Annotated in this window: 11 protein-coding genes and 2 pseudogenes; 6 read left to right on the top strand and 7 right to left on the bottom strand. The window is 57.8% G+C overall.

All coding sequences use genetic code 11. The annotated features are described in order from the left end of the window. Positions 1-71 precede the first annotated feature (71 nt). Entirely contained in the window at positions 72-1238 is a 1167-nt protein-coding gene (locus AAAB35_RS20365; protein WP_340670093.1) for an acetyl-CoA acetyltransferase, read from the top strand. Between the two features lie 163 nt (positions 1239-1401). Continuing rightward, positions 1402-2424, top strand: coding sequence for an asparaginase (locus tag AAAB35_RS20370; protein WP_340670094.1), 1023 nt, complete (start codon positions 1402-1404; stop codon positions 2422-2424). Here AAAB35_RS20370 and AAAB35_RS20375 read toward each other — a convergent pair. Next, positions 2417-3756, bottom strand: a pseudogene (locus tag AAAB35_RS20375) (TIGR03808 family TAT-translocated repetitive protein). The gene AAAB35_RS20370 and the pseudogene AAAB35_RS20375 overlap by 8 nt on opposite strands. Positions 3757-3857: 101 nt before the next feature. Between AAAB35_RS20375 and greA the strand changes: the two are divergent. Then, a complete protein-coding gene (gene greA, locus AAAB35_RS20380; RefSeq protein ID WP_340670095.1) occupies positions 3858-4331 on the top strand; it encodes a transcription elongation factor GreA in 474 nt (157 codons plus the stop codon). 69 nt (positions 4332-4400) lie between these two features. Here greA and AAAB35_RS20385 read toward each other — a convergent pair. The 5 genes and pseudogenes from AAAB35_RS20385 to AAAB35_RS20405 form a co-directional block, all read right to left on the bottom strand. Beyond that, positions 4401-4565: pseudogene (locus tag AAAB35_RS20385) on the bottom strand (Fic family protein); the annotation flags it as partial. Positions 4566-4587: 22 nt separating this feature from the next. After that, the gene (locus AAAB35_RS20390) at positions 4588-5580 is read right to left on the bottom strand and encodes a magnesium transporter CorA family protein (RefSeq protein WP_340670096.1); all 993 of its coding nucleotides are present in this window, start codon (positions 5578-5580) and stop codon (positions 4588-4590) included. 1 nt (position 5581) lies between these two features. Continuing rightward, positions 5582-7714 (bottom strand): methylmalonyl-CoA mutase, encoded by a 2133-nt coding sequence (gene scpA / locus AAAB35_RS20395; protein WP_340670097.1) that lies wholly within the window; start codon positions 7712-7714, stop codon positions 5582-5584. 1 nt (position 7715) lies between these two features. Then, on the bottom strand, positions 7716-9158 hold the full coding sequence (locus tag AAAB35_RS20400) for a methylmalonyl-CoA mutase subunit beta (RefSeq protein WP_340670098.1): 1443 nt from the start codon (positions 9156-9158) through the stop codon (positions 7716-7718). A gap of 414 nt (positions 9159-9572) precedes the next feature. Beyond that, positions 9573-9938, bottom strand: a complete 366-nt coding sequence (locus AAAB35_RS20405; protein WP_340670099.1) for a DUF2267 domain-containing protein — start codon at positions 9936-9938, stop codon at positions 9573-9575. A 307-nt stretch (positions 9939-10245) separates the two neighbouring features. Between AAAB35_RS20405 and AAAB35_RS20410 the strand changes: the two genes are divergently transcribed. Then, a complete protein-coding gene (locus tag AAAB35_RS20410) occupies positions 10246-11775 on the top strand; it encodes a helicase HerA-like C-terminal domain-containing protein (protein ID WP_340670100.1) in 1530 nt (509 codons plus the stop codon). Positions 11776-11825: 50 nt separating this feature from the next. Here the strand turns inward: AAAB35_RS20410 and AAAB35_RS20415 are convergent, their stop codons facing one another. Beyond that, positions 11826-12539 (bottom strand): L,D-transpeptidase, encoded by a 714-nt coding sequence (locus tag AAAB35_RS20415; protein ID WP_340670101.1) that lies wholly within the window; start codon positions 12537-12539, stop codon positions 11826-11828. A 485-nt stretch (positions 12540-13024) separates the two neighbouring features. Between AAAB35_RS20415 and AAAB35_RS20420 the strand changes: the two genes are divergently transcribed. Continuing rightward, positions 13025-13903, top strand: coding sequence for a branched-chain amino acid aminotransferase (locus AAAB35_RS20420; RefSeq protein WP_340670102.1), 879 nt, complete (start codon positions 13025-13027; stop codon positions 13901-13903). Between the two features lie 166 nt (positions 13904-14069). Next, positions 14070-14669 (top strand): superoxide dismutase, encoded by a 600-nt coding sequence (locus AAAB35_RS20425; protein WP_340670103.1) that lies wholly within the window; start codon positions 14070-14072, stop codon positions 14667-14669. The last annotated feature ends 20 nt before the right edge of the window (positions 14670-14689 follow it).

Here is a 14689-nt window from a genome sequence, read left to right on the forward strand (position 1 = left end):
TGCGGGCTACACCTTGAACAAAAGTCGGATCATGGTTAGGTCAATAGCTATGACGTTTGTGGAGGAATGAGATGACTGCGTGTATCGTCGGATGGTCGCACCTGCCATTTGGCAAGCTCGAAGGCGAAACTGTCGAAAGCCTGATCGTGAAGGCTGCTGTAGGCGCACTTGAGCATGCCGGGATCGGCCCGGAGGATGTGGACGAGATCGTGCTCGGCCATTTCAATGCCGGCTTCTCGCCGCAGGATTTCACGGCAAGTCTCGTCCTGCAGGCCAGCGATGCCCTCCGTTTCAAGCCTGCAACACGCGTTGAGAATGCCTGCGCAACCGGCTCTGCGGCGGTCCACCAAGGCATAAAGACAATCCGGGCCGGAGCGGCCAGGGTCGTTCTGGTGGTCGGGGTCGAGAAGATGACGTCGACTCCTGGCCCCGAGATCGGCAAGAACCTCCTGAAAGCGTCCTACCTCCCCGAAGAGGGTGATATCCCGGCCGGGTTTGCTGGCGTATTCGGGCAGATTGCGGCGGCCTATTTCCAGAAATACGGTGACCAGTCCGATGCGCTCGCGATGATCGCTGCAAAGAACCACAAGAATGGCGTTGGCAATCCCTACGCGCAGATGCGCAAGGATCTCGGCTATGAGTTCTGCCGCCAGGAAAGTGAGAAGAACCCGTTTGTCGCCGGGCCGCTCAAGCGTACAGATTGTTCGCTCGTCTCCGACGGTGCAGCGGCGCTCGTCCTGACCGACACGCAAACCGCGCTTAAGATGAAACGCGCGGTCGCATTCCGTGCTGCCCAGCATGTCCAGGATTTCCTGCCCATCTCGAAACGCGATATTCTGCAGTTCGAGGGGTGCGCCGAAGGCTGGAAGCGCGCTCTGGCGCAGGCTGGCGTAACCATCGATGACCTATCCTTCGTCGAAACGCACGACTGCTTCACCATCGCCGAACTCATCGAATACGAAGCCATGGGGCTGGCGAAACCCGGCGAGGGCGCCAAGGTTGCTCTCGAAGGGCAGACCGCCATGGACGGGCGCCTCCCAGTCAACCCGTCAGGCGGCCTTAAGGCGAAGGGCCACCCGATCGGCGCAAGCGGCGTATCGATGCACGTCCTATCGTCAATGCAGCTCACGGGCGAAGCGGGCGGAATTCAGGTTTCGGGTGCGAAGCTCGCCGGCATCTTCAACATGGGCGGAGCCGCAGTTGCCAACTACGTCTCCGTTCTCGAGCGGATCAAATAGTAATCGCGAATCTGGTGAATCCGGACTTCAAATCCCGGATTCAAACTGTCAGGTTCGGCCGCCAACTCTATGAAATGATTCCGTTTGGGCCAGGAACGGAGCGACAGCCTATAAGGTCGAGAGGCGCGAGCCTTTTCGAGCATATGTGAAAGATGATCGTCCAATGACCACCAATCCGGTTCTTGTTGAAGTTTTTCGTGGTGAAACGGTCGAAAGTCGTCATCGTGGCTCCGTCGTTGTTACCGATGGTGATGGCAAGATCGTCTATTCGCTGGGAGATATAGAGCGCCCGACATTTCCGCGCTCCGCTATCAAGGCGATCCAGGCGCTACCTCTTGTGGAAAGCGGCGCAGCGGATGCTTATGGATTCGGCAACGAGGAACTTGCCATGGCATGCGCTTCACATTCCGGCGAACCGCAACATGTAAGTCGGGCGGTCGATATGCTCGCTCGCGCCGGGCTTGATGTTTCGGCGCTCGAATGCGGCGCGCATTGGCCCACTCAGCAGCCAGTTCTGATCGCGCTGGCGAGGACCGGAGAGGAACCCACAGCACTCCACAATAATTGTTCGGGCAAGCATGCAGGATTTCTTTGCACCTGCCGGCATCTTGGGATCGAGACGCGGGGTTACTCGGCGCTAGGCTCGCCTGAACAGGATATGGTGCGCGAGGCCATGGAGAGTGTTACCGGCGCTGCCCATACGCTCGATCATTGCGGCACCGACGGATGCTCGATACCGACCTATGCTATACCCCTGAAAAACCTCGCACACGGCTTTGCACGCATGGCAACAGGAACGGGCCTTCCGCCCGAGCGTGCCAAGGCCGCGCGGCGCCTTGTGGACGCTGCGATGGCCGCGCCGTTCTACGTGGCGGGCACACATCGCGCCTGTACGGAACTGATGGAAATGGCGCCAGGACGAATATTCGTAAAGACTGGTGCAGAGGGTGTTTTTGTTGGCGCCCTGCAGGAATTCGGACTGGGCATCGCCGTCAAATGCGACGATGGAGCGACACGCGCTTCAGAGGCCATGATCGCCACAGTACTTGCCCGTATTTTCCGTAACGAAGCAGAGCTCGAATCGAAACTCGACAGGTTTGCCGATCGCGAAATGCGCAACTGGAACGGTATCACCTACGGTGTAATCAGTCCGACGGAAGCGCTGACTGACGCCGAGATCAACTGACGATATTGCGTTCAATGACGAGGTTGGGATATGCGGAGCCCTTCTCGGTCAGGTCCTTTACGACGACCTCTTCCCATTTGTGGCCGACAATCCCACCTTTTGCCGCGCCCTGTATCAGATTGTTGGTGATGATCGCTGCGCCAGCCCCCTCGACAACCGTGACGTAAATGCCTTTACCTGAGCTGCGAACGATATTCCCGCTGACGGTGAGGTTGCGCATGTAGCGCCCCAGCCGAGCTGGATACCGTAGGTCGGGGCGTTTTCCACCACGTTTCCAGTAATCGCTGTATCCGCTTCGGCCGCAATCCCAATGCCGAAGGTCGCCTCGTAGGGGCCCTTGACCGAGAGATTGCGGACGATATTGCCGGTACAGGTGCCGAGGCGGCCGCCGCTGTCGAAATTCACGATCGAGATGCCATTGGCAGCACCGTTGACAATGTTGTTGGCGATGATTGAACCCTCGAAGGCAAACTCGGAATAGATTGCCGTCTCGCCGCTCGCCGTGCAATTATTGCCTATGATCTGAACGTCGCTGGCACTGTTGGCGCGGATGGCGGTGAAGGCGCAGTCGCTGACAACATTGTTGGCGACGATGACATTGTCCGCCTTATAGACGTTGATGCCATTGCCGTTTTGGCCGGTTCCGCCAGAATCGGCCCGGATCCCTTGCACACGATTGCCGTTGACGATTGTACCGTCCCGCGCTTTGTCGTAGCGATGAACCAGAACCCCACCATTGCCACACTCGGCGATTGAATTGCCGGTGATCTTCAAGCCGGTAGAATTAGCGGCAAATATCGCCGCGTCGGCGGAATTCGAAATTCGGTTACTGTCGATCTCGCCGCCCGTTTGGTAAAGATGAAGACCGTTTTTTGCCGATCCAACGATCTCACAGTCGCGGATCGCCAACGTGCTCACATTGTTGGTTTCGATAAGGCCTTTTGCTTCGGCGAGCTTCTTGGCATCGCCGTCGAAAATGAGCCCGTTGAACTGGATATGCTCGGCGTCGTTCGCCTGGATAAAGCTGCTCTTTCCGCCGTAAAGAATGCGGCTCTGGCCCGAAATGCCAATGATATTGACATAGGAAGGACACTCGACAGCGGAAACGATATATGTCCCCGGCGGTAGAAATATCTGGCTGCCCTTGTCACTGGCGCTCTCGAGCAAGGCCTTGAATTTTGTTGTCTGATCACTGGGCGACCCTGGCACAAGGCCATACTCGACGGCATTGATCGATCCGACTGGTGTCGGCGCCCCTTGTGCAACCCGCAGAAGCCCGTTGCTGAGGGCGGCCCCGGTCAGACCGGCGAGGACAACGCGTCTGCTGATCATAGTAACCCCTTGGTGCCGAGCTACAGGCAAATAGGATTGTAGGAGGGATACATCAAAGGATTGCACTTGCTGTTGGGGCTGGCAATCCCTACTTTGGAGTGATGAGCAGTGCTTTTACCAAACAGGACGACAGCAATGCCTCGATTGATCTTGGCGAACGTCCGATCAGTCCGCATCGCAACCTTGTGACCGAACACGGCCTGGCTTTGATCGACGCCGAAATCGCTGCTGCGCATGAGGCTTTGGCCAAGGGCAATGCTGAGGCGGACCGCGAACTCATTGCCCGGGCGTCGCGAGACCTGCGCTACTGGACGGCCAGGCGCGAAACGGCGGAAATCTCACATCCGGCGCCGAATAGCGACGTGGTGCGTTTCGGCATGAGCGTGACCATAGCTGACGACGCGGGCAAGACCCAGACGTGGCAAATCGTCGGCGAAGACGAGGTCGATGCCAGTCATGGCAAAATCTCGCATGTCGCGCCGATGGCGAAGATGATGTTCGGCAAATCCGTGGGCGACTCGTTTGAGTTGAACGGTCACGAATGGGAAATTACCGGAATTGCAGTCTCAGCTTGAAGTTGAATCATAACTGAAGACCGCCGACGTAGCCGATTCAAATTATTGCAGTTTTACAGCGGCCCAATATCGCTTGTTACCGTCAATGAATGGGTGATTTTTGACGATGCCATAACGATTGGCTGCGGCGAGTTCGCAAAGATCGGGCGCACCGCAAGCTTCCTTTAGGAACGGGCGATTGAGCGCTGACTCAAGCATGCCAATGTCGCGCATACCCGGAGCGCCGCCATGCAGCCCAAACCTTCGTAGGAGATTTTTACAGCCAGCCCTTCTTGCGGAAGATCAGGAGTGGGACGACCGCCGAGGCGACCATGAGGCCGAGGGCCATCGGATATCCCCATACCTCGTTGAGCTCGGGCATGAAGTTGAAGTTCATGCCATAAATCGATGCGACCAGCGTCGGTGGCATGAACGCAACGGCCGCCACCGAAAAAATCTTGATGATCGCGTTTTGCTCGATCGAAATAAGGCCGACCACGGTGTCGAGCAGGAAGGTTACCTTGTTCGATAGGAAATCCACATAGGTGCTTAGCGACTGGGTATCGCGCTCCAGAGATTTGATCCAGCCGCGCGTATCTTTCTTGTAGGGTTCCTGGTTGGTGAACGCGGTCATGTAGACGAGGAGGCGGCTGATCCCAGTAATGCTTTCGCGAACTTTCGAAAGAAACGCGCCCTGGATGCCGATCTGGTTCAGGCTGTCCCTGAAATTCTTCGTGGTCATGGGCTTGTCGGTTTCAGACCGCCGGAAGATCGCATGCGAGTTCAGGTCAATTCGCCCGGCGACATCTTCGAGTATATCGGCGAGACGGTCGGTCACGGCTTCGATAAGGCCGAGTAGGATGCTGACCCCGGTGCACTTGTTGTTGATCAGACCATTGCCCTGCTTCGTCGCCCGGCCGATATAGAGGCTGAACGATTTCGGCTCGGTATAGCGGACCGTCACAAGCCGTTGTCCGGTCAGAATGAAGGAGATCGGGGCGATCCCATGGGTGCTGTCGCCCGTGGAATAGAGAATTGGAGCGGTCAAATATTGTGCTCCGTTCTCGGCATAGAAGCGGCTCGATTCCTCGATCTCATGCATGTCATCCCGGGTCGGGATCGAGGCCTTCATCCAGCTTTCGACATGATGGTCTTCCTCGTGCGTCGGGTTCAGCAGGTCAACCCAAACGGTATTTGCCGGAAGTTCAGCACCGGGAAGGGCGGCGCTTGCCATCAGAAAATCGTCCTCGATGGTGTAGACAAAAATCATGTCACAATGAATCCAGCAAGGTATCGATCAAATTTTCGGCCGCCTCGCCGATGACTGTACCGGGTGGGAAAATGGCCGTCGCGCCGGCATTAAGAACAGCGTTGAAATCCTGGGGCGGGATGACACCTCCGACGATGATCAAAATATCCTCCCGATCGTGACGCTTCAACGCCGCCTTGAGTTCCGGCACCAGTGTCAGGTGGCCCGCCGCCAGCGAAGATACACCGACGATGCGCACATTGCTTTCGACCGCAAGATCGGCAACCTCTTCGGGTGTCTGGAACATGGCGCCGACGATTACCTCGAAGCCGAGATCGCCAAACGCTGTAGCAATGACCTTCTGGCCGCGGTCATGGCCGTCCTGACCCATCTTTGCGACAAGAATGCGCGGCTTCTCGCCGGTGCGCTTCTCGAATGCCGCAGCCTTGGCATGAACACGGTCCATGGCCTCGCTCGTGCCGACTTCCTTGCGATAGACACCCGAGATCGTGTGAATTTCCGCCACATGCCGGCCATAGGCTCTTTCGAGCGCCAACGATATCTCGCCTACTGTCGCGCGGGCTCGCGCTGCCTTGATGGCGAAATCGAGAAGGTTGCCCGTGCCGGCCTTCGCAGCAGCGGTGAGGGCGGAAAGCGCTGCGTCCACTCCAGAAACGTCGCGGGTCCCCTTGAGTTGCTGCAGTTTGGCAAGCTGGCGCGCACGCACCTCTGCATTGTCAACCTTCAGCACGTCGACTTCGACCTCTTCCGTCGGGCGGTATGAATTGACGCCAACAACCGGTTGCTGGCCGCTATCTATCCGCGCCTGCGTTCGTGCTGCGGCGGCTTCGATCCGCATCTTTGGAACGCCCTTCTCGATCGCTTTCGCCATGCCGCCCAGCGCTTCGATTTCTTCGATGTGTGCGAGCGCCCGTGCCGCAAGTTCGTGGGTCAGGCGTTCGACATAGGCCGACCCACCCCATGGATCGATGATGCGCGTGGTGCCGGATTCCTTTTGCAGGATGAGCTGCGTATTGCGGGCGATACGGGCCGAGTGGTCTGTCGGTAGCGCCAAAGCCTCGTCGAAGGAATTTGTGTGTAATGACTGGGTGTGGCCCTGTGTCGACGCCATCGCCTCGATCATCGTGCGCATGATGTTGTTATAGGGATCTTGCGCCGTTAGCGACCAACCGGAGGTTTGCGAGTGGGTGCGCAGCGAGAGGGAGCGCTCGTCTTTCGGATTGAAGTTTTTCTTCATCAGTGCAGCCCAGAGCAGGCGCGCCGCCCGCAACTTGGCAACCTCCATGAAGAAGTTCATGCCGATGGCCCAGAAGAACGAGAGACGCGGCGCAAACGCATCGATGTCTTGTCCGGCGGCAACTCCGGCGCGCGCATATTCGATGCCGTCGGCAATCGTATAGGCGAGCTCGAGATCGGCGGTCGCGCCAGCCTCCTGCATGTGGTAGCCGGAGATCGAAATCGAATTGAACTTCGGCATGTTCGCCGACGTATAGGAGAAGATGTCGGAGACGATCCGCATCGATGGCTGGGGCGGGTAAATATAGGTGTTGCGGACCATGAACTCCTTTAGAATGTCGTTCTGAATGGTTCCTGCCAACTGCTTTTGGGGAACGCCCTGTTCCTCCGCCGCAACGATATAAAGCGCGAGAATCGGCAATACGGCGCCGTTCATCGTCATCGATACGGTCATCTCGCCAAGCGGTATGCCGTCGAACAGCTGCTGCATGTCGAGAATGGAGTCAATCGCTACGCCCGCCATGCCGACGTCCCCCGCAACACGCGGGTGATCGCTGTCATAGCCACGATGGGTTGCAAGGTCGAACGCAACGGACAAGCCCTTCTGGCCCGCTGCGAGATTGCGCCGGTAGAAGGCATTGGATTCTTCGGCCGTCGAAAAACCCGCATATTGACGGATCGTCCAGGGCTGCTGGACATACATGGTCGGGTAGGGGCCTCTGATATACGGCGCGGCACCGGGATAGCTATCGAGATGCGGCAGGTTCTTCAACGCTGCGTCGCTGTAGCTCCGTTTGACCTTGATACCTTCAGGGGTCTTCCACGTTGCGGCATCCGGCTTGGACGGCAGGGATTTCGGCTCTTGCCAGTCGATAGTGGTGAAATCCGGAATTCTCATTTTACTCGGCGGCCTGGAAGGTTTCATCTATGCGGGGAAAGCTCAGCGGTTCGCAATGGACAACGCCGTCTGTCGGTAGCGGCATATGCGGTGCGTCGAGCACCTTGACCGGACGCTCCTTTTTGGGTGGGTAGATGGTCGTGCCGACAATGGCCCGCTTTCCTGACTCATATTCGGAGGCGCGCCGGTTGCGGGCCTCGACGATGCGCGCCTGGAATTTGCCATCAACAAGACTCTGCAAAATGCCGCCGTCGCGCTCGAGCGTCTGAAATTCCTTCCACGCCGCGTTGCAGAGTGCTTCAGTGAGCCCCTCGACAGCGCCTGACCCGCAGCCCGGATCGGCGACAAAGGCGAGATTGCTTTCGTCAGCAAGAATGAGCTGAGTGTTTCGGGCAAGGCGCCGTGCAAACGGGTCGGGCAGCCCATGCGTGATCGTATGCGGCAAGATTGCGATCGAGTCGGCACCCCCAACGGCCCCGGCAAAGGCGGCGATCGTCGTGCGCAGGATATTCGTCTCCGGGTCGCGCCTGGTCATCATTCGCATCGAAGTCTCCGCGTGGATCATGGCCGGAGCGGGACGAACGCTGCCGCAGATTTGCTGAAGCCTTGCCCACAGCCGGCGCAGGGCCCTGATCTTGGCGATGGAAAGGAACTGATCCTGATCGAGGGCAAGTGCAAAGCCAAGATGCGGCGCAGCATAGACAATGGGCTGGCGGGCTTCTTCAAAGAGGCGAAAATGCCCTGCGGCAATGGAAAGCATTGCTCCGAGTTCCTGCGCTTCGGTCGCGCCGGCATTGTGATAGACGCGGCCATCGGCCTCGAGCACGATGCCGGGAAGATCCGGCGAGAAGAAACCGGAAAGCGACTGCGGCATCGAGGCCTTCAAGGCCGCAATGCTCATACGCAGCCGACCCGTCCCGGCGAGCGTCGCCGCCGGATCGATGCCGAGCGAGAAGCTCAACGTCTTTGCGTTGACGTCACGCGGGCGCATATAGTCAACGAACCAATCAGCGCAGGCGCGGCTGCGCGGGTGCACATCCATGCGAAGATGGATCATGTCGAGGTGAACGCCGTAGAGCACCTTGTCGACAGCTTCGCGAGTTGACGGAAGGCCGTATCCAAAGGCGTTAGGAGCGCCTTCGAAGACGAGCGCTATACCCGTGGCGCCATTCTCAAGATCCTCGAGCAGCTGCTTGTTGGCGCGGACGGGATCAGGATCGTCGATTCGCTGGACGATATGCCAAGGTTGCGAGGGGTTCTTGCGTGGGGCGATTTGGGCGTTACGCCGCCGTTCATAAAGCGGCTCGATTTTGACACCGTCAGCGGTTCTGGAAGTCAGCGATTCGTCGAAATCAGCGCCTTTCAAGGCCTTTTGCGCAAGTTTGACCCATATATCCCGGTCAATCGCCGCAAATTCCGTTTCCTTGATCAGTGACGCGTCCATGCTTTCTCCCGGTCGGCGCATTTTTGTCGGCGACTTTAGGAGGAGTCATGCTGCTTCGCAACAAAGCAAAGTGCCGCTCGCCCAATTTACCGGGCGCCACCCTTGGTGCTCTGTCTTGAAAGCGACTAAGGTGACATTTGCCTTGGCGTATGTAGAAGCGGCGATGCGGCTTTTCGACTCGCGATCGAGCCGATCAGGGTTGCCAAAATTTTGGATGAGTTTCTGGAAGGCGCGCGCATAGGCATCATACCGATCGACGGCCCAGTGGCGAAAATCGCCGTTGATGCCTTGTCGGCCTATGGCAAGGACAGGGGACATCCGGCGCAGCTCAATCTAGCCGATTGCCTCTCTTGTGCGTGTGCGAGAAGCGGCGGAATGCCGCTTCTCTATAAAGGATCGGATTATGGCGTGAAATCAGACGAACTGGCTGAGGCCCGGAATGGAATTCACGACCTCGTCAACCGGACCGCTTCCGGCCTTTTCGCGAGCAAAAGCAATAGTTTCCTTGGAGATGCCGCTGATCTCGCCCATGCCGAGACCAAGACCCATCAGTTTCGAGCCGAGGCCCATGACACCGGGCATTAACCCCGAAAGCAGCCCGCCACTCGACTGAGCCTCGGCAATGGCGGCCTCGGCGCCCGGAAAGCCCGCAATGAGTTCGCCGACCTTGTCTGCCGGACCTTCCTTTTGCAGGAACGCCAGGATCAATCCAACGGCCTTGGTGGCGGTTGCCGGATCGGTACCAACATTGGCGGAAATACGCGCGATAAGTTCTTCCATGAGCCTAATCTCCCGTCTCGTCATGAATTACGTTTACGTAATATGCGCGAATTTTGTTCCGCACAAGTGCATTTCGCCTCGGATGCGACCTCACCAATAAACACCCTTAAAATACAATCGGATGGCAGAAAATTCGCCCCCAACTTGCCTGTGCTGGGGTTTGAAATTGCGCAATTATGCGTGAACGCGCGCGTTCTGCCCGCTCAAGGCTGATTGCCTCGCCATTATTCGGAAGCAGCCATTGTCGCACGCGGATTGGCTGTTTATACCGTGATTGAAGTGCCCTTCGGTATGAGGACGAGACGATATGGCCGCTGACAGCATTTTTCTTGGCGCAAGCCGCAAACCCGATGACAGCTATCAGCAGGCGGAATCGCTCCTGCTCAAATTCGGCAACCGGCACGGCCTGATTACCGGCGCCACGGGCACGGGCAAGACAGTAACATTGCAAGTGTTGGCCGAGGGCTTTTCGCAGGCAGGTGTCCCGGTGTTCTGCGCCGATATCAAAGGCGACCTTTCAGGCATCAGTGCCAAAGGCGAAGACAAGGATTTCCTGGTCAAGCGCGCCGCTGAGGTGAAGCTCGATCCCTATGAGCACAGCGCGTCCCCAGTGATCTTCTGGGATATTTTCGGCGAGCAGGGCCACCCGATCCGCGCCACGATCTCCGAAATGGGGCCGCTGCTTCTGTCCCGCCTCATGAACCTGACCGACGCGCAGGAAGGTGTGCTCAACATCGCCTTCAAGATTGCCGACGAGGACGGCCTGCTGCTCCTCGATATGAAAGACCTCCAGTCTCTCCTGGTTAACGTTGCCGAACGGGCGGACGAACTCTCCGCCAAGTACGGCAATATAACCAAACCATCCGTGGGGGCCATTCAGCGCTCCCTCCTCGTCCTTGAACAGCAGGGCGGCACCAAATTCTTCGGCGAGCCCGCATTGAAGATTTCGGACATCATGCGCACGGGAACGGATGGGCGCGGCGTTGTGAGCGTCCTTGCCGCCGATAAGCTGATGACCAATCCGCGCCTCTATTCCACCTTCCTGCTCTGGCTTCTCTCGGAATTGTTCGAGCAATTGCCAGAAGTCGGCGATCCCGACAAGCCGCGCCTCGTCTTCTTCTTCGATGAAGCACATTTGCTCTTCAACGAAGCACCGAAAGCGCTGCTCACGCGCGTCGAGCAGGTCGTGCGCCTCATTCGCTCCAAGGGCGTTGGCGTGTATTTTATCTCGCAGAATCCGCTGGACGTTCCCGAGACCGTGTTGTCGCAGCTCGGCAACCGCCTCCAACATGCGCTGCGCGCCTATACCCCGCGCGAACAGAACGCCGTGAAGACCGCCGCAGATACTTTCCGGCCAAACCCGGATTTCAATACCTTCCAAGCGATCACCAATCTCGCCACCGGCGAAGCGCTGGTTTCGACACTCGCCGACAAGGGCGTGCCGTCCATGGTTCAGCGCACGCTGATACGCCCGCCGTCAGGCCGCATAGGACCGCTCAGCAGTGACGAACGCCAGCGCTTGATCAATGCGAGCCCGGTCGCCGGTCAATATGACGAAATGATCGATCGCGAATCCGCCTATGAGTTGCTGCAGAAGAAAGCCGAGCAGGCCAAGACGGAAGCCGAAGCTGCGAAGCAAACCGATGAAGCGGACAGCACCAGCGGCTGGACGCTTCCGGATATTCTCGGCGGCGGCAAGCCGGGACCGCGTGGTGGCCAGCTGCGCGGCAGGCAGACGGTTGCCGAGGCGGCGATGAAATCCGTGGTTCGTTCGGTGGGCAATTCACTGGGCCGGGCGCTAGTGCGCGGGATTCTGGGAAGTCTCAGCCGAAAGTAAGGTCTGAAGGCCGGCGGTGCACTCCTCCGGCCTTCTTGGTTTGATTTACTCTAAATCACCAGCACCGGCGTCTTGTTCGGCACGCGGTCGTAAAGGTCGATGACGTCCTGGTTGATCAGGCGCACGCAACCGGACGACACGGCCTTGCCGATCGACCACCACTCCGGCGAACCGTGAATACGATACAGTGTATCGACGCCGTTCTGGAAGAGGTAGAGCGCGCGCGCGCCGAGCGGGTTCTTGAGACCGGGCTCCATGCCGCCGTTTCGTGCACTGTACTTTACGAGATCGGGCTGGCGAGCGATCATTTCGTCTGGCGGTGTCCACGTCGGCCAATGGCGCTTCCACTGAACCAGCGCACGGCCGGACCAGGAGAAGCCCTGCTTGCCGATTCCAACGCCGTAACGGATCGCCTGGCCATCTTCACGGACGAGATAAAGGAACTTTTCGTTCGTGTCGACCACGAGCGTTCCCGGTCGCTCGCCGGTCGGATCCGGAACGATCTGGCGCAGATATCGCTTGTCCATCTTGCTGATCGGAATCGCCGGCAGTGAATGCCCGCCGTCTTCGCGCGTTGAATACATATCCGCGTACGAAGCAAGGGCCGGGTCCACGTCCATTTGCGGTTGCATGAGCGGATTGCCGGCGTCGTCGACCTGGATCACCGGAAGATCCTCGCGGATCTGGGCGCAGCCCGCGAGACCCGCGGCGGCTGTTGCAGTCAGGGCCGTAAGAAAGCCGCGACGGGAAATTGTATGTTGCATGATTGAACCAAATTCGTGGAAGGATGGGGTTGAACAAGCGCTTGTGGTTGCTCTAAACGCACAATGAATATGGCAGCGAACGGATTACAATAGGGCGCAATCGAGGCGACAGCACGACTGTTGCGGGAGGGCAACAAAAACGGGCTGTGCACGCGCCAAGGTTTATTCACCTGCGATAAACACTTCGTGTGAATGGTTTGGTGCGGCGAACGCCGCCAAGAATAATCGATTTATGATATGGCCTAGAAAAAACAGACCCTGGATGGGTCTGTTAAATTGTTCTCATAGAGGGGAGATGTCCTACAAGAAATCAGGAACACTGAGGTCTTGATCATCGCCGACTGTGTATCGAGACGCAATTAGACATTAGTTCAATGGCCCGAAAGCCAGGGGTTTTTAAGGTTTGCAACAGACACGGCCATTGATTTTGTCGGCGAATGGCCGTTCGATAGGAAAATCAGTACAAAGGAAATGGATTCAGCATCATGGCGGTCAGTACACAAGCTCAGACGGTGACATGGACCTATGTCGACGGTGACTGGTATGAAGGAAATGTGCCCCTCGTTGGCCCGCGTAGCCACGTCATGTGGTTGGGCTCGTCGGTTTTCGATGGCGCGCGCTGGTTTGAAGGCGTTTCTCCGGACCTCGATCGGCACGCGGCACGCGTCAACGCCTCCGCGGTGGCGCTCGGGCTCAACCCGACCATGAGCGTCGACGAAATCGTCGGGCTCACGCACGATGGATTGAAGAAGTTCGACGGAAATACCGCCGTCTATATAAGGCCGATGTATTGGGCCGAGCATGGCGGCTATATGGGTGTGCCGGCGGACCCTGAATCGACACGCTTTTGCCTGTGCCTTTATGAGGCGCCGATGATCGCGCCAAGCGGCTTTTCGGTGACCGTTTCGCCATTCAGGCGCCCGACTTTCGAGACGATGCCCACCAATGCCAAGGCCGGGTGCCTCTATCCGAACAATGCCCGGGCGATCACCGAAGCGAAGTCGCGCGGCTTCGACAATGCGCTGGTTTTGGACATGCTCGGTAATGTCGCAGAAACCGGCACTTCCAACATCTTCCTTGTCAAGGACGGTCACATCTTCACACCGGCGCCGAACGGCACGTTCCTGTCGGGTATAACGCGTGCCCGCACCATCGACGTGCTTGCCGATTATGGTTTCCGCACCACGCAGACGACTTTGAGCGTGCAGGATTTTCTCGGTGCTGACGAGATTTTCTCGACCGGGAACCATTCAAAGGTTGTTCCCGTTACCCGTATCGAGGATCGCGATCTGCAGCCAGGTCCGATCGCCAAGAAGGCGCGGGAGCTTTATTGGGAGTTTGCGCACTCCACGCCGAAAATTTGACCTCAGATTGGGACGGCCTTGAAATATTGATCCGTTCCGCATTGCTCCTGAAGTAATTGGGACCTATGTAACGAACGCAGGTTTTGTCAGGATTGGCGACCCATTCAACCCGGTGCCCAGCCGGGCGGCCAATCCGGTCACAGAATTAATCGAAGAGGAGACTTCCATGGCTTTCGAATTGCCCGCACTGCCGTATGATTACGATGCGCTTGCGCCCTATATGTCGCGTGAAACGCTCGAATACCATCACGACAAGCACCACAAGGCTTACGTTGACAACGGCAACAAACTGGCTGCCGAGGCTGGTCTCGAGAACCTCGCTCTCGAAGAGATCGTGAAGCAGTCCTTCGGCAAGAATCCTGGCCTCTTCAACAATGCCGGCCAGCACTACAACCATCTGCATTTCTGGCATTGGCTGAAAAAGGGCGGCGGCGGCAAGAAACTGCCCGGCACGCTCGAAAAGGCAGTGGAGTCCGATCTCGGCGGTTACGACAAGTTCCGCACCGATTTCATCAACGCCGGCACCACGCAGTTCGGCTCGGGCTGGGCCTGGCTTTCGGTCAAGGACGGCAAGCTCGAAATCTCCAAGACGCCGAATGGCGAGAGCCCGCTCGTCCACGGCGCAACGCCGATCCTTGGTGTCGACGTTTGGGAGCACTCCTATTACATCGACTATCGCAACGCCCGTCCAAAATACCTGGAAGCGTTCGTCGATAATCTCATCAACTGGGATTACGTTCTCGAGCTTTACGAAAAGGCTAAGTAAGTATTTGTCTTCCTTAGCAA

The sequence above is a fragment of the Phyllobacterium sp. genome (genome assembly GCF_037994425.1).
Classification (GTDB): domain Bacteria; phylum Pseudomonadota; class Alphaproteobacteria; order Rhizobiales; family Rhizobiaceae; genus Phyllobacterium.